Source organism: Clostridium aciditolerans, assembly GCF_016316925.1.
In the GTDB taxonomy this organism is placed as follows: domain Bacteria; phylum Bacillota; class Clostridia; order Clostridiales; family Clostridiaceae; genus Clostridium_AM; species Clostridium_AM aciditolerans.
The window spans coordinates 153,561-178,555 of the sequence record NZ_JAEEGB010000006.1 but is presented as its reverse complement, the minus strand read 5'-3'; the positions used below and the strand labels follow the sequence as shown (position 1 = coordinate 178,555).

At 30.6% G+C, this 24,995-nt stretch carries 22 protein-coding genes; 16 read left to right on the top strand and 6 right to left on the bottom strand.

Annotated elements, in window-relative coordinates:
* The first annotated feature begins 40 nt into the window (after positions 1-40).
* The 3 genes from I6U51_RS06495 (at position 41) to I6U51_RS06485 (ending at position 1,846) form a co-directional block, all read left to right on the top strand.
* Positions 41-490 (top strand): pyridoxamine 5'-phosphate oxidase family protein, encoded by a 450-nt coding sequence (locus I6U51_RS06495; protein WP_211141864.1) that lies wholly within the window; start codon positions 41-43, stop codon positions 488-490.
* 164 nt (positions 491-654) lie between these two features.
* Positions 655-975 (top strand): hypothetical protein, encoded by a 321-nt coding sequence (locus I6U51_RS24715; RefSeq protein ID WP_246517128.1) that lies wholly within the window; start codon positions 655-657, stop codon positions 973-975.
* A gap of 226 nt (positions 976-1,201) precedes the next feature.
* Positions 1,202-1,846: a hypothetical protein gene (locus tag I6U51_RS06485; protein WP_211141863.1), complete on the top strand. Its 645-nt coding sequence runs from the start codon at positions 1,202-1,204 to the stop codon at positions 1,844-1,846.
* Positions 1,847-1,963: 117 nt separating this feature from the next.
* Here the strand turns inward: I6U51_RS06485 and I6U51_RS06480 are convergent, their stop codons facing one another.
* Positions 1,964-2,845, bottom strand: coding sequence for a metallophosphoesterase family protein (locus tag I6U51_RS06480; protein WP_211141862.1), 882 nt, complete (start codon positions 2,843-2,845; stop codon positions 1,964-1,966).
* A 403-nt stretch (positions 2,846-3,248) separates the two neighbouring features.
* Between I6U51_RS06480 and I6U51_RS06475 the strand changes: the two genes are divergently transcribed.
* From I6U51_RS06475 to I6U51_RS06455, 5 genes are all read left to right on the top strand, one after another.
* Positions 3,249-5,021, top strand: coding sequence for a DUF2207 domain-containing protein (locus tag I6U51_RS06475; protein ID WP_211141861.1), 1,773 nt, complete (start codon positions 3,249-3,251; stop codon positions 5,019-5,021).
* Positions 5,022-5,123: 102 nt separating this feature from the next.
* Positions 5,124-5,792: a YIP1 family protein gene (locus tag I6U51_RS06470; RefSeq protein WP_211141860.1), complete on the top strand. Its 669-nt coding sequence runs from the start codon at positions 5,124-5,126 to the stop codon at positions 5,790-5,792.
* A 104-nt stretch (positions 5,793-5,896) separates the two neighbouring features.
* On the top strand, positions 5,897-6,526 hold the full coding sequence (locus I6U51_RS06465; RefSeq protein ID WP_211141859.1) for a hypothetical protein: 630 nt from the start codon (positions 5,897-5,899) through the stop codon (positions 6,524-6,526).
* A 241-nt stretch (positions 6,527-6,767) separates the two neighbouring features.
* Complete coding sequence (locus tag I6U51_RS06460) at positions 6,768-7,706, top strand: M15 family metallopeptidase (protein WP_211141858.1); 939 nt, start codon at positions 6,768-6,770, stop codon at positions 7,704-7,706.
* 72 nt (positions 7,707-7,778) lie between these two features.
* The gene (locus I6U51_RS06455; protein WP_211141857.1) at positions 7,779-8,888 is read left to right on the top strand and encodes an amidase domain-containing protein; all 1,110 of its coding nucleotides are present in this window, start codon (positions 7,779-7,781) and stop codon (positions 8,886-8,888) included.
* 248 nt (positions 8,889-9,136) lie between these two features.
* Here the strand turns inward: I6U51_RS06455 and I6U51_RS06450 are convergent, their stop codons facing one another.
* Together I6U51_RS06450 and I6U51_RS06445 are read right to left on the bottom strand one after the other, a co-directional pair.
* Positions 9,137-9,997 carry a DMT family transporter gene (locus I6U51_RS06450; RefSeq protein ID WP_211141856.1) on the bottom strand — a complete coding sequence of 287 codons (861 nt, stop codon included), beginning with the start codon at positions 9,995-9,997 and terminating at the stop codon, positions 9,137-9,139.
* 38 nt (positions 9,998-10,035) lie between these two features.
* The gene (locus I6U51_RS06445; protein ID WP_211141855.1) at positions 10,036-11,229 is read right to left on the bottom strand and encodes a class-III pyridoxal-phosphate-dependent aminotransferase; all 1,194 of its coding nucleotides are present in this window, start codon (positions 11,227-11,229) and stop codon (positions 10,036-10,038) included.
* 156 nt (positions 11,230-11,385) lie between these two features.
* Here I6U51_RS06445 and I6U51_RS06440 point away from each other — a divergent pair, with 156 nt between their 5' ends.
* Positions 11,386-12,726, top strand: coding sequence for an aminotransferase-like domain-containing protein (locus I6U51_RS06440; RefSeq protein WP_211141854.1), 1,341 nt, complete (start codon positions 11,386-11,388; stop codon positions 12,724-12,726).
* A 273-nt stretch (positions 12,727-12,999) separates the two neighbouring features.
* On the opposite strand, the gene I6U51_RS06435 is transcribed toward I6U51_RS06440, so the two are convergent.
* From I6U51_RS06435 to I6U51_RS06425, 3 genes are read right to left on the bottom strand one after another with little or no spacing between them, the layout of a single operon-like run.
* Complete coding sequence (locus I6U51_RS06435) at positions 13,000-14,109, bottom strand: LolA family protein (protein WP_211141853.1); 1,110 nt, start codon at positions 14,107-14,109, stop codon at positions 13,000-13,002.
* A 20-nt stretch (positions 14,110-14,129) separates the two neighbouring features.
* Positions 14,130-15,572, bottom strand: a complete 1,443-nt coding sequence (locus I6U51_RS06430; protein WP_211141852.1) for a HAMP domain-containing sensor histidine kinase — start codon at positions 15,570-15,572, stop codon at positions 14,130-14,132.
* On the bottom strand, positions 15,569-16,273 hold the full coding sequence (locus I6U51_RS06425) for a response regulator transcription factor (RefSeq protein ID WP_211141851.1): 705 nt from the start codon (positions 16,271-16,273) through the stop codon (positions 15,569-15,571). Before I6U51_RS06425 ends, I6U51_RS06430 begins: the two co-directional genes overlap by 4 nt.
* Before the next feature lie 268 nt (positions 16,274-16,541).
* On the opposite strand from I6U51_RS06425, the gene I6U51_RS06420 reads away from it, so the two are divergent.
* The 7 genes from I6U51_RS06420 to deoD all read left to right on the top strand — a co-directional run bounded on the left by I6U51_RS06420 (position 16,542) and on the right by deoD (position 24,760).
* A complete protein-coding gene (locus tag I6U51_RS06420; protein WP_211141850.1) occupies positions 16,542-18,893 on the top strand; it encodes a YcdB/YcdC domain-containing protein in 2,352 nt (783 codons plus the stop codon).
* A 226-nt stretch (positions 18,894-19,119) separates the two neighbouring features.
* Positions 19,120-20,220 (top strand): BMP family lipoprotein, encoded by a 1,101-nt coding sequence (locus I6U51_RS06415; protein ID WP_211141849.1) that lies wholly within the window; start codon positions 19,120-19,122, stop codon positions 20,218-20,220.
* Between the two features lie 200 nt (positions 20,221-20,420).
* On the top strand, positions 20,421-21,440 hold the full coding sequence (locus tag I6U51_RS06410; protein WP_211141848.1) for a LacI family DNA-binding transcriptional regulator: 1,020 nt from the start codon (positions 20,421-20,423) through the stop codon (positions 21,438-21,440).
* A 138-nt stretch (positions 21,441-21,578) separates the two neighbouring features.
* Positions 21,579-22,229, top strand: a complete 651-nt coding sequence (gene deoC, locus I6U51_RS06405; RefSeq protein WP_211141847.1) for a deoxyribose-phosphate aldolase — start codon at positions 21,579-21,581, stop codon at positions 22,227-22,229.
* Between the two features lie 19 nt (positions 22,230-22,248).
* Positions 22,249-23,553 carry a pyrimidine-nucleoside phosphorylase gene (locus I6U51_RS06400; RefSeq protein ID WP_211141846.1) on the top strand — a complete coding sequence of 435 codons (1,305 nt, stop codon included), beginning with the start codon at positions 22,249-22,251 and terminating at the stop codon, positions 23,551-23,553.
* A 57-nt stretch (positions 23,554-23,610) separates the two neighbouring features.
* Positions 23,611-24,009, top strand: coding sequence for a cytidine deaminase (locus I6U51_RS06395; RefSeq protein WP_211141845.1), 399 nt, complete (start codon positions 23,611-23,613; stop codon positions 24,007-24,009).
* A 43-nt stretch (positions 24,010-24,052) separates the two neighbouring features.
* Complete coding sequence (gene deoD / locus I6U51_RS06390) at positions 24,053-24,760, top strand: purine-nucleoside phosphorylase (protein WP_211141844.1); 708 nt, start codon at positions 24,053-24,055, stop codon at positions 24,758-24,760.
* Positions 24,761-24,995 lie beyond the last annotated feature (235 nt).

Here is a 24,995-nt window from a genome sequence, read left to right as displayed (position 1 = left end):
TTAAAATTAAGTAGATCAGTAATACGAGAGGATGATTTAATTGAGTAAAATTATAGGAACTTCAATGTCTAAAGAGATTGTTGAATTATTTAATAAGGAGTTAACAACGATTATACTTTCAACTGTTACAAATGAAGGATTTCCGCATGCTTTGCCTGTTCATCTAATAGCTGCTCCAGACGACAAAACTGTAAGAGTGGCATTAATGAGTATACATAAAACAACAGAAAACATTAAAGATAATGGAAAAGCTTTTATTACAGTTTCAGAAGGTACTGATATAGCAGTTGGTATAAAGGGAACTGCAAAGGTTGTAAGGGAACCGATGGAAGGTAATTCGGCAATGTGTATGATTGAATTTAAAGTTGAAGAGATAAAAAGTGATACGACTCCTACAGTAATAGTTACTGATGGTATTCGTAGTAAACATAGAACTGATAAAACTAAACATTTCTTTAGAGCAATGTTTGATGAATTATATAGAGGATAAATTTTATGAAAAGGTATACCGCTTGGTGGTATACCTTTTTTCATAAGATAAATTATCATTACCAACGAATTATAGTTCCTGTTCAATTCTAATATAAATTTAGTAACAATTTTTATGTTAACTAATATTATATAGTAGAAAAACAAAAGGAGGTGAATTTTTAATTGGAATATGTATCTTCACCTAGTTCAACAATAGGATATGAGTGTGATCATCATCCTCATCATCCTCATCACCATCATCATCATCATCATTGTAAAGATAGATGCAAGCCGCCAGTAGGAGGACTAACAGTGCTTCGAATAAATATACCTGCAGGAGCTGTGATAAATTTACTAAATCTTATAGAATTATCTTCTCCAGCAGGAATATGTTTAATAGTTAGAGTTCCACTTTTAGGTGGTTGCTCTCATAATGGTGCTTTGGCAGGGATTATGAGTTCTATTAGACAAGCTGGAGGAACAGTAGAAGTAGTTAATGATTAATTAGTTTATATATCCCCCATGAAATAGTGTTTCATGGGGGTGTTGATATTAAAAGAAGCTATTTAAGATTAATAGATAACAATGAAGTAAGTATATAATTTTTGATGTGTTTTTAAAGAAATCTATATTATTTATGGAACAATAATCCCCCTATTAAAATATGATACTAATATGGATGTAATACATAAAGTAGCTTGTTCTTAATTAAAGAAAAGAGGGATGTTTTATGTTGCTTAATACTAAGTCAGATATTCCAGAAAGCTTTTATATATTTGTTGATACTGAAAATCCTTTAACGGCACAGGCTTTAAGATCTACGGGAACATTTTCTTCTTCAGCGTATACTATGTGTAGACATGATAAATCCTTTTTAGAAAAATACATTAAGGGAAGAGTTAAATATTTACCATATAAAAGGTCTACTAATGATATGAATATATCCTCTCCATTTTACACCTCTGTAATTAACGAGTTTAGTGTCGAATACGATGCAGAACGAATTAGAGAAAAATTTTATCCACTATATCCTTCTAGAATGTCCGCTGTATATGCATTTGGTGATTATGATACTTGTATAAAAGTTTCTAGAAAGTATAACTGGGAGTTAGAAAGCGTCAAAAAGTTTAAATTAATACAGGAAAACTTAACAAGAGTGATAAAAGTAAACATGGAAGTTGTATCGCAAGCTAGATCTATGTATTTTAACTCTATGCTTGATGAAAAAGGTAAAGAAATTCTATGGAAAAACTATTGGAGTGGATTAAACTATGTACCATTAAATTCATATCTTTCAAATTATTCCTTTGGTAACTTCAAGGTAGATGATATATATGAATATTTAATTGAAGGTTCAGTAGTTTTAGAAGAATAAAAATATAAAAATATAGATATGTAACCTAGGTGCTTGACTAATTAGCGGTATTCATAGGGATACTTTGTTTAAGTCAAGTATCGAAGTTGATATATCTATATTTTTTTAGATAGTAACCTAAGATACTATATATTTTTTACAGCTTGTCATTTTAAAACTATTAGTATCTATAGTTATATAGTAATAGCTAAAATTTTCGTTATTATTATGATTTCCACCGCAGCCGCTTACCACATAACGTATAGAATCATCTGAATTATGGACTCTAATCTTAGCTTTATAGGATATATGCTTATGGTGGCAGAATATACCGATAACATTTAAGTTCTTAATACTGTTTAAAAATTTAGTTGTTTCTAGGAAGGATAACTCATGGTCATTAAGAGTTAGAAAAGATGAAGAATTTCCTAAGGGTGTATGAAAATCGATTATATAATGATACTTATTGTTTAGTATTTCTTTTTCAGCAAGAAGAAGCTTTATATCACTTTCGCTAAATTTTGCAAAATAATCATTCTTTGGGGCATCGGAAAAATGAGTATTTAGGTAAATATATTTTATATATGTTCCAGGAATAGGAATAATACCTCGTACTGCACCGATATAAGATTTAAAGTTTTGGCTACTAGCATCAAATCTATTATAGTCGTGATTGCCTAGAGAAACGAAAATAGGAAGATTGCTACTGCTTAATATACTTTTAGTAACTTGGGCAAAAGCGGCAAAGCTATCAGGATTATCTCCAGCATTAACAGCATCACCACCATGGACGATAAACATTGGATTAATTTTTTTGTTTTTTAAAATATGCTTTAGAATCTTTTCGTACTGCTGACCATTCGAATCTATAATATATTGATTATTTCTAATTCCAGTACATACTAAATGACTATCCCCTAAAACAACAAAACTAATCTTATGATGTTTTTTTACATAATTATAAATTTTCTCTGATTTGTTATGGAAAATATTCGAAGACCAAGCATTTAAAGGCTGCATGTAATATCATCCTCCTTATGGTAATAGTATATGATGTATCAAATGTATTGTTAGCTTATTTTAATAATACGCTGATTAAAGCATCTAAAGAATAGAATTGTCTAGTGGTCGTAGACAAACTCTTTGGTATTAAGAATTCTGTTTATAAAGAATTTATTAAATCTAAATAAATAATAAGGCACTTATATATAATATGAATTATAAGGAAAAAGTTAGATATAAGAAGAGGCATAAAATCATAGTTTGAAAGTTATGGATAAAATGAGGTATAATTGTATGAAATACAATTCAAGTATATTGATTATAATATTGGTATTTAATATATAGTGAATGTCATAATATATGTAATTATTCATAAAACACGCAAAAGCAAAAATTAAAGCTAAATGAGGAGAAGATATATATGAGCAAAAAGAAAGTGTATTTGCCAATTATACTTATTTTTTTATTTGCAATTTTTTTAGACTTTAAAGTATATGCTAAAGAAATTAGTATAAATAGCTTAGATGTAAATTCAAAATTGTTAGAGGATGGTTCTTTATATATAGAAGAAGTTATTGGATTTAAAATGAGTGGAGATTTTAATGGCGTATACAGAGAAATAAATACAAAGTACTCAGGAGGAGTTCAGGATATAAAAGTAACTGAACTGACATCATCAGGAGAAAGAGAATTTAATAAAGTAGAAGATGCTAAAAATGGACAAGATGGGGTATATCAAATATTAAAGTCAGGAGATATCTATAATTTAAAGATTTATTCTCCAGCTAAAGATACAAATAAGAAATTTAAAATATACTATAAACTTAAGAATGTAGCTGTAAAATATAATGACATTGGTGAGCTGCGTTATAGATTTTGGGGAGACCAAAGTGAGAATACAATAGATAAGTTCAATATAAATCTAACAATAGAAAAGTTAGCCGATAGAAGTAAATTGCAAATTTTTTCTAGAGGACCTATAGATACTATGGAAACTTCAATAGTAGATTCTAATGTTTTTAATATTAAAGGTGAGAGGGTAAAAGCTAAAACACCTATAGAAGGAAGATTTTTATTTCCAAAAGAGACAATACCTCTATCAACTAATATAGTTGGAGAAAATGCTCTAAATAGAATATTGGAAGAGGAAAGTGCTAATCAAAAGGCAATTGAAGATGAAAAAAACCGAAAAAAATATATAAGGTCTATTGGGAATATTATAGGTCCAGCAGCTTTTGTTTTAAATTTAATCTTGGGAGCATACATTCTAAAAATAAAAAGAAATAAAATAGAGGACGATTATAACGCTTTCCCAGATGACTGCACACCTGCAATAGCAAGCAAATTATATAAAAATATAATAAATGAGAGAGATGTTATAGCAACCATATTAGACCTAATTAGAAAAAAATACTTGTGTATGAAGGACTTGGGACACGGCGACTATGTAATAATAAAAAATAGAAATATAGATGATAATCTGCTATCCCATGAAAAGTTTGCTATAAGGTGGTTTATAGATTACATAGGTAATGGTGTAAAGGTTGAATTAGGGGATATAGAGAATTACAGTAAAGAACATAGAGATAAATTTTTTGATTACTTTTATAAGTGGAAGGTTATGGTCAAACATGAGTTTGACAAAAAAGGCTATTATGACAAAAATGCAGCAAAATTAGCTAAAGTATTTGTAAGTATATTTGTTACTGAAATAGCAGTAATGGTTATTTTCTTAGCTTATGGAAGTCTAATTTTTATAATAGGATTAATTACGGCTTTATTTAATACTATACTCAGTTTTTCGCTATGGGGTAAAAAAAGTGTTTATGGTGAAAACCAACTTAGGAGGTGGAAAGTATTTAAAAAATATTTAGATGATAATAGATTTATTAAAGATCAGGATTTAAATAGCATAGAAACCATAGATAAATATTTAGTTTATGCTGTGTCTTTAGGTGTTAATGATAGGATTTTTGAAAAACTCAATATTAAATTTAAAGATAAGGGTGTAGGAGAAGAGAGTTATTATGATTCATGTTTATATTGGTATTATTGGCTTGATATGAACAATGAGCATAATATAATTCAAGATAGCCTGTATAATTCCAGCAGTTCAGGTACTAGTGATGGGGGAGGATACTCCTCTGGAGATAGCGGAGGATGTGCTGGAGGCGGCGGCGCAGGAGGATTCTAAAGTCATAAAGCTAAATTTATTAACATATATATAATTTAGCCAGTATAAGATAAAGCGTAAATGCTTAAAAATATCAATATTTTATATTAGGGGGAAGTTTAGATGTCTAAAGAAGATATAAGTGGAGTTTTTAAAAATATTATTGGGGTTATAGTAGAACCAAAAGCAGCATTACAGAGAGTAAGTGATAATCCTAAAATATTAAAGTATTTAATACCTATAACATTAGTACAATTAATCATTTCGATAATTGAATTACCAAAAGTTGTAGGTTTCGCAATGTTGAATTTTCAACAGGCACCAAATTTTTCTGAAAATCTTGTTCCAATAGTTAGAAAAACAACTATAGCTACTATTATAATTACATCAATGCTTTCACCGATAGTAATTGCAGTGATAATAACAGCATTAATCAAGCTTGTAACTATGTTTGTTGAGGAAGAGGGAAACTTTAAACAATTATTAGCTGTAAATATTTTAGCTTATATACCTATGATTATAGGCGGGATAGTGGGAGCAGTAGTTATAATGTTTACAGAACCTCAAAATATCAAAAATGTTACAACGAGCTTTGCTATGTTTTTAAGTTCATCAGTAAGTGAGACAAGTACTATTTATAAATTGCTTTCATGTCTTGATATATTTGTAATATGGAGTGCAGCTTTAGTGTCTATTGCGACTTCAGTTGTTTATAAAATGAATATAAAAAAATCATCAGCTATTGTGTTTGGACTTTATGTTATTAGGATAGCTATTGGAGTTTTAGTTTAAAAGGAGCAGTATAAAGCTGTTCCTTTATTTTTTTATTTTAATAATCATAAATTTAAAAAAAATAGGCAAAATATACATAAGTAGTTTTTTTAAGGAGTGCTGATATGAAAAAAATAGTGGTATTACTTATTTGCTTTGTAATGTCATTTACTGCAGGATTTGTGTCTGCCAAAGATCCAGTTCATGTGCTTATTGGAGATAAAGAGGTTGAAAATAATGGAGAATATATACTAAAAGATAGTAAAGTATATGTATCTCAAGATGCCTTAAAAAGAGATTTTGGGTTTAATGTGTTTTATGATAAAAATGAAAATAAGGTAAGACTTTATGACACAGAAAAGATAGCTCTTGAAAGTAGAATAAAATTATTTGAAAAGTTTATAGATAATTATAATCCCAAAACTCCAGATGAGATTGCCGAACTCTGGGCTCAGGGAGTTAAGGAAAGAAATGGTGTATTACAATATTCCACTCTCAATGCACCATTAAAAGAAAAATTTAAAGAATTGGCGGAAAAAAGAGGTAGTTGGGTAACTGGATTCTCAAGTCCCTGGATTGAAAGCTACAATATTGCTAAGGAAAGACCTAATGAATCAACGTGGAAATATAATATAGTTTTTAAAGCAGTAACATCAGCTTCTGATACATATAACTGGCATGCAACACTTATAGTAAGTAAAGAAAATGGTAGATGGAGAATAATAGATATTCAAAAAGATTTTGATATTATGTAAATTTAATACTTATTTATAAATAATAAAGAAGCTATTTTAGTTTAACCTAACATAGCTTTTTTATGTATAGATTATGTTTATTAGGAAAATTTTAATCATAGAAATATTTTTATTTGTACATACTATATAGGATCATTGGGAAGTATATAAAATGTGAACCCTTATACAAGAGTATATCAGTATATTTAATTTTTAAAGATGTATAGTTTTAGAATAAACTTATTAAAGGATGAAAGTAATTATGAAAAAAGTAGCAGCTGTCTATGTAGTAATACTTGTTTTATTTAGTAATATAAGCTTTAGGGCAAAAACACTAATTTTAAACAATGATTCTAGTGATACAAATACTATTGAATACTATCAAACTATGAAGAGGGATCTTTTATGTTTAATGATGGCTTACCCAAAATATATCACAAATATTGAAAAAGAAGAGAATGGACAAGTATATTTGGTGATGGAATCAGGAAGAAAGATACTTTATGATGACAAGAAAAACAAAAATTTTAAAAAAAAGTTAAGTAACCCAGATTTGCAAGATATGATGGAGCAAGAATATCCGCTTTCTTATAGCAAAAGCTTAATGGAAGAAGATTTTGATCCTGGACGCCGCAGAGTATATGATTTATTAAAGGAAGTTTATGGCGAGTCTAAGCAACAGATTGAATCTAATCTAAAAAATGTTAGTTTAGGATATGAAAACTATCAGTTTAATAATAATAATAAAGCAGCAGAATCACTACAGAATGCTATGAGGGAGCTAATGCCTATTATAAAAGAAAGAAGAGATATTAAAGCATACCTATATCCTTGCAGTGGTACCTTTAACTATCGTCTGATTGCAGGAACAGACCAACTAAGTCCCCACTCCTTTGGAATTGCTATTGATCTAGCACGAGATAAAAGGGACTATTGGAAATGGGCATCAAGAGAAGAAGGAGAGGAAAGAATAGCTTCTTATCCAAAAGAATTAGTAGAAATATTTGAAAAAAACAACTTTATATGGGGTGGAAAATGGGGACATTTTGATATTCTTCATTTTGAATATCGACCAGAGATAATATTAAAGGCCCGATATTTTGGAGGTAAGCTTAATGACAAGGAGTGGTATAGTGGTGCACCTTATGAAGATCCTTCTGTAAAAAATTATATTGAAAAAATTAATGAAGTTTTAAAATGACTTTTTAGATATTGATGCAAATTTCAAAAGATGTTAATTGGATTTTATTTCTCAGATAAAGGAGTAAAATAAATGAGTAGTTCTATAGTGAAAAATTCTAAATTTAATCTAATAAAACTAATAATAAAAACTATAATTTTTGCCTTTATATTTCAGTGCACTTCAGTGTCGGCAAAAGCTATTAATTCCAATGAGGACATTAGAGGAATTGTACAAAATATTTTTGTGAACAGAAATAAGGCTATATTAAGCGGAGATTTAGAGTTAATTAAATCTATTTATGACACAAAAACAAAGTATGGGATGTGGGCATATGAATATGAAGCAAAAAAGTTAAAATACATTCGTAGTTGGGAAGAAAAGCAAGGCGTTAGATTTACTGAGATTAATCCTACTATAGTGATTAGAAGAATTAAAAGTGATGGTTATAGATATTCAGTTGATCTTGAATGTTCAACAGAGTATAAATATATATACGAAAATCAACAAGAGAAAATAAATACTTCAGGAATTAGAACATATCATACTATTGAACTTGCAGAAAGAGATAGTGATTGGGTAATAGTAAAGGAATGGTATAAGGATCCATTTGGAGATTCTTTATATTTAGATAACTTAAAAGCTAACGCTATAAGACAATATATTTTATCAAAGAGTGAAAGAGATTTTTCCAGAATCAACAAAAGAAGACTAAAGGCTGTACAATACGCTGATAAGTATTGTGGTATTGCAAAAGAAGAAAAACAGGATTATAAGTATAATAATAAATATAGAAATTATAATCTAGAAGGTGGAGATTGTGCAAACTTTGCATCTCAAATTCTCTTTGAGGGAGGTAAATTCAGAAAGGACTCCTCGTGGAATTATGATAGTAAAGATGCAACACGAGCATGGCTTAATGCAGATGGATTTAAAAATTATATGGTCAACAGTGGAAGGGCATCAGTTATTACCTATGGGAATTATGATAAGGTATATAAAGCTTCCTATAATCTTTTGCCAGGGGATTTTGTAGCATATGAAAAGAAAGGGGATATAATTCATATTTCTGTAGTGACAGGAGCAGATTCAAAGGGATATTCGTTAGTTAGCTGTCATAATACGGATAGAGACAAAGTTCCATGGGATCTTGGATGGAGCGATAAAGATATAAGATTTTGGTTAGTGCGTGTACATTACTAAAAAGTAGAATTGTTGAAATGTTTAGGAAATAGTTTGAGCTTATAATGCAGAAGTGTTTTGTGAAGGAAAGAAATATTTAAAGATAGGTAAATTTCCTGTAAAAGCAATAAAGAGCCATTGCTTAGATATATCTTATGGTTGCTTTTACAGGAAAAGATAAACTTGTAGTAATTAATTACAAGTTTAGTGCTAAATTGTGTAGAACATATTAATATATAATACTGCAAAGAATTAATTTACAAAATATCTTAGGTGATATTTGAGTTTGGTTTACATAAATTATTTTTCCTTTGCTGATATACTCCTCTTGCTATTATGGCAATAATAACAATCATACCTCCTATAAAAGTATAGATTCCTGGTGATTCTTTTGTGAATAAAAATACCCAAACAGGATTGAGTAAAGGTTCAATAACTGGTATTAGAATTGCTTCAATAGCTGACACATGTTTAATAGCTGTTGCATATAGAATATAAGGAATCCCTAACTGAAATATACCTAATATAAGAAGTCCTGAAATACTCTTCAAACTTGGAACAGATAAGAAGAAAAAGGGTAAAGCAATAATAAACGTAAAAATGTTACCAATTAACGTCATTTCTACTGGAGAGCCTTCATCTTGAAGTTTTAAAAAAATAATAACTCCTGCCATAGCTATCCCACTTAAAAGAGCTACAAAGTTGCCAGCAATATTACCACTTTTTATATCACCAATAAAAAATAAAGTCATTCCAAACAGAACAATAATAATTGTAATCCAATCAGATTTTGCAGGCTTTTCTTTTAGAAACCATCTAGAAAATAATGCTACCCATATTGGAGCTGTAAATTGCAATAGTATGGCGTTAGCAGAAGTTGTAAGCTTATTAGCTGTAACAAATAATATTAGCAATGATGCATAACTACATGCACCTAACAATTTAATCTTTCCTAGTTTTATACTTCTTAATGTTTTTTTTAAATAAAGCAGCATAATTACTGCTCCAATACCGCTGCGCGCTCCAGCAATGGCTATAGGATTCCAGTCTACTAACTTAATAAATAGCCCACCAATGCTCCATAAAAGTGCTGTAATTACAAGAAATACTACTGCTTTTTTTCTATTCATATTTAAATTCCTCACTACGATTAATACAATTAAGTTGATTATTTGTTATACTCCAGTTGTTTTAACACATCTTTTAGAGCTTCACACATGCTTAAAATATCATTTTTAGAAATAGTCAGTGCTGGATAAAATCTTAGAACATTATAAGCTGCTGTTGTTCCAATAAAATAACCTCTTTCTAACATCTTTTCACATACAATTTCTGTGATATTTTTAATATTTAGCTCCATTGCAAGCATAAGTCCTCTTCCTCTAACTTCTTTTATAATTGAACTGGAATTTTGAATATCTTTCAACTGGTTGATAAAAAATTCTCCAATATTTGCTGAATACGCAATCATATTATCTTCTTTAATAATGTTTATCACTTCATTTGCAATTACACAGCCTAGTGGATCATTTTGATGAGATTGAGCATAATGAAAATTTTTCATTTCAACTTCATTGGCTGTTTCTTTGCTCATTAATACTGCACTTATTGGGTAGCCATTGCCAAGAGATTTACCAAGTGCAATGATGTCTGGTTCAAGGTCATAATGATTATATCCAAACCACTTTCCTGTTCTTCCAAAGCCAGTAGTAACCTCATCAACAACAATTAAACCACCGTAATCTTTTACAGTCTTTGCTAAAAACTTTACTAATTTATAGGGTGGAAAAAGAACTCTGCCAGATGAGCTTCCTGGTTCTAAAACGAAAGTCGATATGTCGCTGAATACAAGGTTTCCTAGCACACTGCATTTACTTGTACACTCCTCATTTGGACAATTATTGCATTGTAAAAAATCTAACTCAACCCACAAATTGCTATCACGAGGAATAGCAGTATTAGAGTACGCAGATAGATAGGAATTAGAGAAGGTTAATATCTTACTGCCTTTTGAAATTAATTTTGAAATTGTAATGCCTAATTCTACGGCTTCACTACCAGAACTCAAGAATACAGCTTTTCCGTCTTTAAAGTGAAATTGCTCAAGCAAATTTACAGCTGAGGTTTCTGCAATATCATTAGTTAACTTATAATGAACATGAATAATCTTGTCTAGCTGCTCCATTATAACGGCCTTTATCCTTTGATTGCTATGACCTAAGGCAGTACACCAAATTCCAGCCTCAAAATCTATAATTTTTTTACCATCTTTACTATATAAATTTGTATTTTCACCTTTTACTATATCTGTCCTTATAATTGGATGACAATGTAATATATGATCTAATTTTGACTTTACCATGTTACAATCTCCTTTATCATAATAATTTTTACTTTCCTGTTATAACTAAATTATATATAATGAAATTATACGGTACAACGTTAAATAAACGGTTTTGTACTGGTACAAAACTAGATTTATGCTTGAAATAAGCTGGATAAGCTATAGGAGAAAATCATGGAAAAGAAATATGAATTAATAATAAAATATATTGAAAAACTTGTTGCGTCCAATCAATTAAAACAAGGACAGAGATTGCCTACTATAAGAACTCTAGCCATTAAATATAAGTGTAATAAGTCTACTGTAATAAGAGCTTATAAAGAGCTTGAATTAAATCATAAGATATATGCTATTCCAAAGAGTGGATATTATTTGGTAGAAAAGAATGAATTAAACAAGGATGAAATTGAAGCTATTGATTTTTCAGAAGTATTACCTGAGTCTAAATTATTGCCCTATAAGGAATTTAATCACTGTATAAATCGAGCGGTAGAGCTATATAAAAACAACTTATTTTCATACAGCCATGCTCAAGGATTAAAATCTCTAAGAAAAGTATTAGTAAACCATTTCAGTGAATATCAGATATTTACTTCAGAGGAAAATGTTTTTATTACAGCTGGTGCGCAGCAAGCGCTAAGCATACTATCAAAGATGCCTTTTCCGAATGGAAAGAAAAATATACTAGTTGAGCAGCCCACTTATAGTCTAATGCACGAATTAGTAGAGATAAACGGAGATAGACTAGTTGGTATAAAAAGAGACTATAACGGAATAGATTTAAAGGAATTAGATAGAATTTTTAAGCATGGAAATATAAAGTTTTTTTATACAATTCCAAGAATGCATAATCCACTGGGAACAGATTACTCTGAGAAAGAAAAAAAGAGAATTGTTGAGTTAGCTGAAAAATACGATGTTTATATTGTTGAAGATGATTACTTAGCTGATATTGATACAAACAAAAAGGTCCTACCAACCTATTATTATGATACCTCGGAAAGAGTAATTTATGTGAAGAGTTTTTCCAAGGCATTCATGCCAGGGATAAGAATAGGTGCAGTAGTGATTCATGAAAAGTTGAAAAAGGAATTTTTAAAACATAAGAAACTCTATGATTTAAATACATCAGTACTAGCTCAAGGTGCATTAGAAATTTTTATTAATAGTGGAATGTATAAGAATCATATTAAAAAGGCTCAATTAGAATATAGAAAGAAGATGGATTCTCTAAGGCAATGTTTAAAGGGGTTAAATAAAAATGGAATAGAATTTTTTGTTCCTCCTACAGGCTTTTTTATTTGGATAAAGCTACCTAAGAAAGTTAATATGACTATACTTATTAAAAGATTAGAGGAAAGAAAGGTTTATATTGCATCAGGAGAAAAGTTCTTTATTAAAAATAATTCAAATGAAAATAGTTTCAGAATATGTATATCAAAACTTACAAAAGATGAAATTAGAATTGGAATACAAATATTATTTGAGGAAATATTTAGGTTTAAAATTGAATAGAAATTTTATAGGGAAACTAACTAGAAAGTTAACTTATGCAGAGGGATATGATTCCAAAGCTGAAGTAGATTTAAAAACTTTGTGCTAGTCTTAGTGAAGGGTTTTAAGAGAACCTTAGAACTTTAGAGTTGTTTGGGCATAGCGAGTTCTCGAAAGTTCTTAGGTTGTCTTGAAACACAAGCTTTAGACTGGCTAAAAGCTTTTAACGTGCTGAAGCTTGGAAACATATCACGGCGTATAAGTTAACTTTCGGCCAAGTAACCCTATATATGATTAATTTGTGAAGACTAAACTTTCAGCTATTTTTTTAGTTTCCTCTAAAGTAAGCTTAGGATCTTGAATAAGGATGCTGTAGTTTAATCCATTTTCACTCCAACAAACTACCTTTATACTGTCATCCATGAAGGTACCCTTTTGGCCCCTTATAGTAATTTCTTTTTCGTTAGGAAGCTTGAAGTCATCTTTCTTAGAATTATCATCAGAAATTATAGTAGTTAAAATAAAGGATACTGCTTCATTTTTTTCATAAGTCTGCTCTACTTCCTTATGATTTATTTTTTCAAAATTGTTTGTGGTAACACTTTTTAATTTATATCCCTTGTCTTCAGGTAAATGCAATATAGGTTTTCCTGCCATTTTTGCCCCGTCTTTTAAATTCGAAGAAGTACCTTTATTTTGAGCTGTTGAGCTATCTAAGTTTTCGATTTTAACATCAGGAGAAAGCTTTTGAACAAATAAGTTGGCATCTAGCTTAGGAGAAAAATCTAGCTTTGTGTATTCTTGATCAATTCTCATATTGTTGGATTCGGAGGAACTCTTTATTACAAACCAATTTTCTTCCTCTATCCAAAATTCTTGATTTCCTATTAAGCTGTTTTTTTCCTTTGGTTTTGCTAAAATGTGATAGGTTTTCATTGACTTTACGGTTTCTTCTCCTTTGAAGGTTAACTCGTGAGTTTTAGATATAATACCTAATTGCTTTATAAACTGATCTTTATAGTTACTGTTAAGGACTGATAAATCATCAGATACTTTAGAAGTTAAAGCTTTTTTGTCCTTCTCCATGTATATGGTAATCTTATCTCCATCATTTGTTGTTATAACTTTGCCATCAGCTTTTGATTCAACTTCTGAGCGCCTTTTTATTTTGTTACCTGAGTTATCAACCCATTCTTTATAAAGACCACTTTCTTTTAGGCTTCCATTTTCATATATATCTAACTTAGCCTCTCCATAGTAAGATTTAGGTTTTTCACTTGCTTTAACTACTTTTGCTACTACTTCTTCAGGAATTATTGTATCTTTATGAAGATTACAACCTACAAATAAAGAGGATACAATAGCAGCTCCTAAAATTATTGAAAATATTTTTTTGCTTTTCATGAAAATTCTCCTTTTCTATTTTATAGTGTTTGGGGAATCCAGCAAGCAAAGGTTGTAATATTTTTCTCAGAAAATACTTTTAACTCTCCGCCATGCTTTTGCAATACTAGATTTACAATGCTAAGACCAAGTCCAACTCCGCTTTCAGATGTCTTGTTTCTAGAATCATCTGTTTGGTAAAAAGGCATAAATATTTTTTCTGATTCCTCTTTTTGGATAGAGCTGCCCTCGTTTTTAACAATTATAATGCAGCCTGAATTTTTCCAGAGTTTAAGCTCATCTTTAAATTCACTTTCTAACCATTCTGGAAAGCTTTTGTCTAGCGAGAAGATAGCTATCCATATATGTCCTTTTACCGGGGTATAGCGTATTGCATTTGTTATGAGGTTGTCCGCAACCCTCATCATCTGTGTAACATCTACTTTATATATTCCTTGTATGCATATTTCTACATGAAGATTTATATTATTTTCCTCACAGGTTTTGTTGTAACCTGAAAAAAGCATCTCAAAAAACTCATTTCCTTCAACTTCCACAAAATCCATTTTATAATCTGATGTAAGAAGAGTATATATCATAAGATCATCAATCATTTTTTTCATGTAATCACTTTTATTTAATATAACAGAAGATCTGCTTTTTATCTTTGATATATTTAAATCAGTATCATTATACATAGATTCAGCGTAAGCTCTAATTGATGTTAATGGAGTCTTTAAATCATGAGAAATTGCAGATATCATATATTCTTTAGATTTTTGTTCTAGTTCTATAGTCTTTCTTTTTTCCTCTAAGTCCTTTTTCATAATATTAAAGTGAGTTATCAATTCGCCTATTTCATCCTTGTTTTCATATTTAATATAACTTTCATCACCTTCAGCGAATTTACTCATCCCATCTATTAAGAGGTTTATAGGTTTATTAAATTTTTTATTAAGAAGGATAATTATAATTATAAATACTGCTGTTAGTGTAATTACAAAACATACAGCTGCCATAATAGTTTTTATATTTACTCCTTCAATAAAGTTTTGTCTCGCAATAGTAATTTCATAAAACCCTACTAGGACATTTTCATTAAATACAGGTTTTTTCAAAGTATAAGCTTTATACCCAGTTGTTATCTTATATAGATTAGAATACAAATCTTCTTTAGATTTCGTATAAATAATGCTATCATCGGAAGAATAAAGTTTCTGACCATTGCTGTTATACATAGAAATTTGTATTGTATTTTTATCCTCAACATTTAAAATAGTATTTTTTATAGTAAAATCAGTATAAAGTTTAGGGTTATTTAGTTTCTCTTCATATACTTTGAATCTGGATAAGGCATTTATATAGTCATTAAGCTCAACTTTTTTGTGATAACTAGAGATAAGATTATATAAAAGTATAGATATAAGTATAGGGGTAAGCATTACAGCTAGATGAGATAAAATAAGCCACTTTTTAAGCTTCATATCTTTTTCTCACCAATAAATTTATAACCAGTTCCCCATACTGTTTGAATAAAAGTAGGCTTTTTCACATCGTCTCCAAGCTTCTCACGTAAGGACTTAACATGAACAGTTACTGTATTATTTCCATCTACATCTATGCTTTGCCAAATATGTTCATAGAGTTCTTTTTTAGAAAAGGCCTTATTAGGGTTTTGAGACATTAAAAGCAATAGGTCAAATTCCTTTGAGGTCAGGGGTATTTCTATATTTTTCAAAAGTACTCTATTTTCCTCAGGTAATATTGTTAAGCCTTCAATAAACTCTATACTGTTAACTGATAAGGAAATACCAGTGTTTTTTCTGTACCTTCTAAGGTGAGCTTCAACTCTAGCAGATATCTCCAAAAGGCTAAAGGGCTTTGTTATATAGTCATCTGCACCTAACTTAAGGCCTTTTACTTTGTCTAAATCTGTTTGTCTTGCACTTATAATTATGATAGGAACTTCGCTTATCCATCTTATATTTTTGCACAAAGTATAACCATCCATTTCCGGAAGCATTATATCTATCATAACTAAGTGGAAGTTCTGTTTTTTAAAATCATCTAAACCTTCTTTGCCGGTAGAGGACCACCAAACTTCATATCCTTCTTTTTGTAAATGTTCCTTTATTATATTAGCAATTGCCTCATCATCTTCAACTATTAATAGTTTTTCTTTCATTTAGCTACCTCCTTACAATTCACATTATATATTGGTATTTTATCATTTTTTTGTATTTAATAAATTCTTTATAAATATAAATTTCTTATTAGAGCAAAGATAGTAATATTTCTTTCAATATTAACAAAAAAATGGAGTAATATGTCTAAAAAAGTTTTCTGTAGTCGCCTTAATTATCCAATTATTTTCCAAGGATTAGTGTATAATTTATTAATAATATTAAAGCATCTATTTTCAGGTGCCTAAATTAATAGGAGGATTTATAATTATGAAGAGTAAGAGAACCCTATTACTTGTTTTAACCACTGCAATCATATTATCAGCGAAACCTGTCTTTGCTGCAGAAACATGTAACAATTCCAATAGTAATAATACTAACATATCTACATCTACAAAAGAGGTTAATGCAGACAAGCTTGCTGCAATATCTGCAAAAGATAAAGCAAAAATAACACAAGATCAAGCAAAAGATACAGCAAAAAATATATTGAGAGATTACTTTGAAATAAACATAGATGATACAAAATTTCAAAATAATGTTAATTTTAATGCAAATTACGTTAATGGTATAAAAATAAGTGTTTGGGACATACACTGGAATACCCAAGATGGAGATAAACAAATCGGTATTAATGTATCAATAGATGCAAATACAGGAAAAGTAGTGCGTGTAAATAGATATGAATTTGACAATAAACAGTCAACACCAATTATCGCAAAGATCACACCAGAACAGGCTAAAGAAATAGGAGAGGCTTTTCTAAAAAAGATAAATCCACAAGAGTTTAAAGAAAGCACTCCTGTTAAAGAGGATACTTCAGTTAACTATTTTGGACCATCTGATTATAGTTTTACGTATAATAGGACTATAAATTCTATACCATTTGAAAGCAATTATATAAGAGTAGGTGTAGACGGGGTAACTGGAAAAGTAATATCTTATGAAATTACATGGGATAGTGATGTAAAGGTTGCCAATAATGATAAATCCATAAAGCAAGAACAAGCGGAAGATATATTTAATAATAATACAAAAATGGACCTAAATTATAATTCCTACATAGATAAATATAATGGAAGACAAGAAAGTAAAACAAAGCTTGTTTATGGAGTAGATTCTTCTTCACCAATTATAATTGATGCAGTAAGCGGAAAGTCATTAAGCTGGAATGGAGAAATTATAGAAAGTGTAAAGACTAGAAATATATCAGATAACCAAAAGGAAGATATATTTAAAAATGCTAAACCAAGTAAAAAGCTTGATAGCCCAATTAGCAGTACAAGAGCGGAGCAATTAATAAAAGATAAAATTAAGGATATATATGGAGATGGATATGAAATCAACTCTGTAAATTATGAAGAGAATGGATATGCTTATGGAGGAAAGGAACTTAAGGTTTGGTCAGCAGATTTTGTTAAAAAAGGTAAGAGTAATAACTTTGGACCACCTGAAGGACGTATTTCCATAAATACACTAACAGAAGAACTTGTAAGAGCAGACAGATTTAATTTTAATGATGAGGAAGAGGAAAATTTTCAATCTAAGTTAACTTGGGAACAAGCTTATGATAAGGCCATTCAGTTTATAGCTAAAAATTGTCCGGAAAAAATTAAAGATATAAATACTGAGCAAAAAAACCTTACTAATCAAAACTATATGTTCATGGGGCCTTCTGCTAAAAAATTTATTTCATTTGATTTTGGAAGAGTGGTAAATGGTGTGACCTTTAATACTAACGCTATATCTTATAACAATGACGGTATAAATGTTACCCTTGATTGTAAAACAGGAGAAATAAACTCTTTTGGGTGTATGTGGCAAGATAAATTAGACTTACCACCAGCTGCAAATACAATAAGTAATGATGAGGCTAAAAAAGTATTTTTAAATACAAATAAACCACAACTTACGTACCTACTCTTTAATAATGGAAATAATATGGACAAATCTAATTCAAAGATACAGTTGGTATACTATGTTGGACACAATAGACCACTAAATACTATAGATGCTTTTACCGGTAAAGCTTTAAATCTTTTCGGGGAAAATGTAGATGATAATGCTGATGCATTTAAAGCTAAAATTAAAGGAAGTTCTGTGGAAAAAGAAGCTTTAATTTTAGCTTCACAAGGTATAATCGACACTAAAGATTTTAAATTAGATAGTGGAATTACAAGATTACAGCTAGTTAAAGTACTTGTTAATGCTAAAGGTTTTAATCCTTATTTAAGAGGAATAGATGATGTTAGTTTTACCAGCGGAGTAGGAGCAAAAGACTCAACAGACTATAGATATATACAGCTTGGAGTAAAGTATGGGATTATAGAAGATAAAAAAGATGAGTTTAAAGGTAATGAACTTGTTACAAGAGAAGAACTATCGAAAAGTTTGATAAAGTTATTAGGATATGATAGAATTGCTGAAACTAAAGGTTTATTAAATCTACCATATTCTGATAGTAATACAATAAGCGCTGATAAAACAGGTTATGTTTCACTAGCAGGAGGACTTAAAGTTATTGAACCAAATAATGAAGGTAAAATTAGACCAAAAGATAATGTAACAATGTCAGAGTTAATCAAAGCGGTATATATATCCCTTGGAACTATACAAAAGTAAATCTAGATTAGGTAAAAAATGCTATCAGACTAATGAGATCTGGTAGTATTTTTTGTGTTTTAAATTCCATAATTTTATACATATGAAAAACTATGAAAATAATGTGAAAATATTATGTAAAAAATAAGAATATTTTTTAAAATCCTTATAAAAAAAAGAATTGACTTATAGAAACATTCCCATTATTATTAATATGTAAGCGATAACATATTCGGAGGTGTACTAATTGAAGAAAAAGAAGATTATTACTATTTTAGCTACAATGGCTATTGCTACTAGTTTATTTGCAGGTTGTGGAAGCAAGCAAAACACAACTCAACAAAGTGGACAAGCTGGAAAGAGTGTAAAAATAGGTCTTTCAACAGATGAAGGTGGATTAAATGACAAGTCATTTAACCAAGCAGCAGATACTGGAATAAAGAAAGCTATAAAAGAGTTTGGAGTTGACTATAAGCCGGTAGAATCAGCTAAAAAAGAAGACTATGAATCAAATCTGGATGCATTAGTTAATGCTGGATCAAACTTAACCTTTGGAATTGGATTCCAAATGGAGCAGGCTATGAAAAATGTAGCAGGAAAATACAAAGATAAAAATTTTGCTATAATAGACACAGTTGTTGATGCACCAAACGTTGAATCAATAACTTTCAAAGAGCAAGAAGGTTCATTCTTAATGGGAGTTATAGCTGGTAAAATGACTAAAACTAACAAAGTTGGTTTTATAGGCGGTAAGGATTTTGCAGCAATAAATAAGTTTGAAGTAGGTTTCGCAGCAGGGGTTAAGGCAGTAAATCCAGAGGCAGCTAAAGGACTAATCAGTGCAGATGGTAAGAACCCAGGAACAATGGTTAAATATGCTGATAGCTTTGGTGATACAAACAAGGGTTATGAATTAGCTAAATCATTATATGGTGCTGGCTGTGATGTTATCTACCACGCAGCAGGTGGCGTTGGCATAGGAATGTTCAAAGCTACTAAGGAACTTAAAGATGCAGGAAAGCAAGTTTGGGCTATGGGTGTTGATATGGACCAGGCAGTTACAGTTCCTGAATATGCAAGCGTAATCCTTTCAAGTATGATTAAAAAGGTTGACGTTGCTACATATAGTGCAGCAAAAGATGTGGTTGACGGAAAGTTCCAAGGTGGAAAACATGTAGAATATGGATTAAAAGAGGATGGTGTAGGTATAGCTCCAACATCAGATAAGAATACTCCAAAAGATGTTTTAGACCTAGTTAACAAATATACAGAAGCTATAAAAGCTGGAAAATTTGAAGTTCCTTCAACAAGAGATGGCGTAATGAAATTTGAGGTTCCACAAATATAAGTATTACTGAAATAATCAGATGGGGTTTACTATACTCCATCTGATTATTATTAAATAAAGGTATTTTTAACGTTAGATTTAAGATCAAAATGCTAGATATAAATTTAACTGAATTCTCCTTAATTATATATAAAATTGCCACTTTGTGGTATAATAACCTGCAGGATGGAAAGTGTTTTATATAAAGGAGGGCCGTAATAATGGGCGCTACAATAAATGATATTGCTAAAAAGGCAGGAGTATCCTTGGCAACTGTTTCCAGGGTGCTGAATAATTCAGGATATGTAAAAGAAGAAACCCGCACCAAAATTTTGGATGCAATAAAAGATTTAGATTATACTCCTAGTGCTATAGCAAGAGGTTTATCTAAAAACGAGGTAAATACAATAGGAGTGATAGTTCCGGATATAACGAACTCTTATTTTGGTGAAATCATCAAAGGAATAAGTGAAGTAGCGGAAGAACAGGGATTAAATATAGTATTATTTAATACAGATGATAAACTTGAAAAAGAATTAAGAGCTCTTAATGTAATTAAGGAACAAAGACTAAGAGGCGTTATAATGACTCCTATTTTTGGGGGAGATGACTTTAACAGTCAATACTTTAATACCATAGAAAGTTTAAGTATGCCTATTGTATTAGTTGCTGCAGATATAAAGTACTCAACCTTTAATGGAGTTTTTGTAGATAATATAAAAGGCGGTTTTGAAGCTACCAATCTTTTAATTAAAGAAGGACACGAGAAAATAGCAATAATCACAGGACTTTTAAGCTCTGAAAGAGCAATACATGAATTAATAGGTTACAAAAAAGCTTTAACTTTAAACAATATACGTACAAGAGATGAATTTATCTTTAAAGGTGATTATAAACTAGATACTGGTTATAAGATAACGAAGAAGATATTATCAATGGAAGATAAACCAACTGCAGTTGTTGTATGTAGTAATATGATGACATTAGGTTGTGTTAAGGCAATGTTAGAAGAGCATAAAAAGATCCCAGAGGATTTATCTATAGTAGGCTTTAATAAGCTTGAATTTCTTGATATGGTTGGAATAAATCTTACATATGTGGAGGATTCTCCGATAGAGCTAGGAAAAGCTGCTATGACTATGCTCAATGAAAGAATTAGCGGTAAGGCAATAAATGAAGTTAAGAGAATTAGAATTTCTCCAACTATTATTTTAAATGGATCAGAAAAAATAAAAAAATAATTTTTTTTAACATATAGGTAAGCGGTTACACAAATTTGCGGATTTTAAATAACTTGATATTAATTGTGTAATTGAATAAATAAATTCTTTAATTTAGAATACTATAATTATAAAAATATATGAGAGGATGATGAAAATATGAAACTTGGAAAATACATAGACCATACAATATTAAAGGCAGATGCTACCAGTGATATGGTTAAGAAACTTTGTGCAGAGGCAAGAGAGTATGGTTTTGCTTCAGTATGTGTAAATCCTTATTTTACTTCACTAGTAAGTAAAGAGTTAGAAGGAACGGATGTTAAAACTTGTGTTGTTATAGGTTTTCCACTAGGAGCAAATACTAAAGAAGTTAAAGCATTTGAAACAAAACAAGCTATAGAAAATGGCGCTCAAGAAGTAGATATGGTAATAAATGTAGGAGCACTTAAGGAAAGAAACTATAAAGCAGTTCAAGAAGATATTGAAGCTGTAGTTAAAGAAGCAAAGGGAAAGGCTTTAGTTAAGGTTATAATAGAAACTTGTCTTTTAACAGATGAAGAAAAAGTAAAAGCATGTGAAATTTCAAAAGCAGCAAAAGCAGACTTTGTAAAGACATCAACAGGATTCTCAACAGGTGGAGCTAAAAAAGAAGATGTAGCTCTTATGAGAAAAACTGTTGGAGAAGATATGGGAGTTAAGGCTTCAGGTGGAATAAGAAACTATGAAACTGCTATGGAGATGATAGAAGCAGGCGCTAACAGAATTGGCGCTAGCATTGGTGTATCTCTGGTAGGCGGAGGTTATTAGTACGAGGAGGTATTTAACCATGAGAATGTATGATTTAATAATTAAAAAGAGAAATGGCAATGAATTAACTAAAGAGGAAATTAACTATTTTATAGATAACTATACTAAAGGTAATATACCAGACTATCAGGTTTCAGCTCTTTTGATGGCAATATATTTTCAAAAGATGAATATGAGAGAAACCGCAGATTTAACTATGGCAATGGTTAATTCTGGAGATATTTTGGATTTGTCAAAAATTGAAGGCATAAAGGTTGATAAGCACAGCACAGGCGGAGTTGGAGATACAACTACTTTAGTGCTTACACCAATGGTAGCAGCATTAGGAATACCTGTAGCCAAAATGTCAGGTAGAGGATTAGGTCACACCGGTGGAACTATAGATAAACTTGAATCTTTTGAAGGTTTTTCTGTTGAAATAACAGAAGAACAATTTATAAACAATGTCAATACTAAGAAAATAGCTATAATGGGTCAAACTGCTGATTTAGCACCAGCAGATAAGAAATTATATGCGCTTAGAGATGTTACAGGAACAGTTGATAACATATCATTAATATCTGCAAGTATAATGAGCAAGAAAATAGCTGCAGGAGCAGATTGTATAGTCCTAGACGTTAAAGTTGGGGATGGAGCCTTTATGAAATCCTACGAAGATGCTAAAAAGCTTGCGGAAGCAATGGTTAGCATAGGAAAAAATGTGGGAAGAAATACAGTTGCAGTAATTTCAGATATGGATCAACCTTTAGGATTGGCAGTTGGAAATGCTCTTGAAGTAAGAGAAGCATTAGATACTTTAAGCGGAAAGGGACCAAAGGATTTATTAGAGTTATGTTTAGCTTTAGGAAGCAATATGGTAGTTTTAGCTAAAAAGACTGAAACCGTTGAAGAAGCTAGAGAAATGCTTTTAGGAACAATAAAAGATGGTTCAGCATTAACAAAGCTAAAAGAATTTATTGAAGCACAAGGTGGAAATGTAGAACAAATAGATAATCCTGATCTACTTCCAAAAGCTAAATATGTTTATGAAGTTAAGAGCGATGTAGAAGGATATGTGTCAAAGATTAATTCTGAAAATATAGGATTAATTGCTATGGAACTTGGTGCAGGAAGAGCTACTAAGGAAGACGTAGTGGATTTAGCTGTAGGTATCGTACTTAACAAAAAAAGAGGAGATAAGGTTGAAAAAGGAGATATAATAGCGTACATTCATGCTAATGAAGAATCAAAGATAGAAAAATCAGCTAAAGCTATATTAGCTAACTACAAAATTACATCTAAATATGATGAAAATATTCCACTAGTTTATGATGTTGTTAGGTAAAGTGAAACCTATCTTGAACATTATTAGGTAAGTAAATTTAATAAGGAGACATGTACAATGAACTATAAAGAACTTATAAAGATAGCTTTAGAATATAGAGAAAGAGCCTATATTCCTTATTCTAACTTTAAAGTAGGTGCAGCAGTTTTATTCGATAGTGGTAATATCTATGGAGGATGTAATATAGAAAATGCATCCTTTGGAGCAACAAATTGTGCAGAAAGAACTGCTATATTTAAAGGCATATCAGAAGGTGAAAAAGAAATAAAAGCAGTGGCAGTAGTGGGAGACTTAAACACATATACCTATCCTTGCGGAATATGCCGCCAGGTAATTGCTGAATTCGGAAATATGGATATTAAAGTAATACTTGCAAAAAATGAAAATGACTATATTGTAAAAGATTTGAGCGAAGTACTACCAGGAGCTTTTACTAAGGAAGACTTAAATAAATAATTATTTATATATTTAATTAAACATATTTTAAGGGGGTATTAAAGTGAGTGTTCATATCAATGCAAAAGAAGGTCAAATAGCTGAAAGTATATTGTTACCTGGAGATCCGTTAAGAGCTAAATTTATAGCAGAAAATTTTCTTCAAGATGTTATATGCTATAACGAGGTTAGGGGAATGTATGGATTTACTGGAACATATAAGGGAAAGAAGGTTTCAGTTCAAGGAACAGGAATGGGTCTACCATCAATTTCAATATATGTTAATGAATTAATTCAAAGTTACGGAGTTAAAAACCTTATAAGAGTTGGTACTTGTGGTTCTTTTCAGGAGTCAGTTAAGGTTAGAGATATGGTTATAGGTATGGCAGCTTCAACAGATTCTAATATAAATAAGATAAGATTTAACGGAAGAGATTTTGCACCAACAGCAAGTTTCAAGTTATTAAAGAAAGCTTATGATATAGCAGTTGAAAAAGGAATTGATCCAAAGGTAGGTAATATCTTTAGTTCAGATACTTTTTATCATGATGATCCAGATGCTTGGAAGCATTGGGCTAAGTTTGGATGTTTAGCAGTTGAAATGGAAGCTGCTGGACTATATACATTAGCTGCTAAGTATGGTGTTGATGCACTTACTATACTTACTGTAAGCGATCACCTTGTAACTGGTGAGCTTACTACAGCAGAAGAAAGACAAAAAACTTTCACAAGTATGATGGAAGTTGCGCTTGAGACTATACACTCGCTATAAACAGGATTCTTGGCTTCAGGTGGAGTTTTAAACTCCATCTGAAGCTTAGAAGCCGTTATCCAGGGTCGTAGCGCCACTTATCCCCAACTTTAAGAAAAGCAGGGAGCCCAAATCTCTGATTTGGTGCGAATCGCTTTCACAGAGTGCGTTGGGGTGTTAGTGGCGGTAGACATCGGATAAATGAAACAAAAAAACCAGAGCTGAGAGAAAAATCTCGGCTCTTTTTTTATGACAG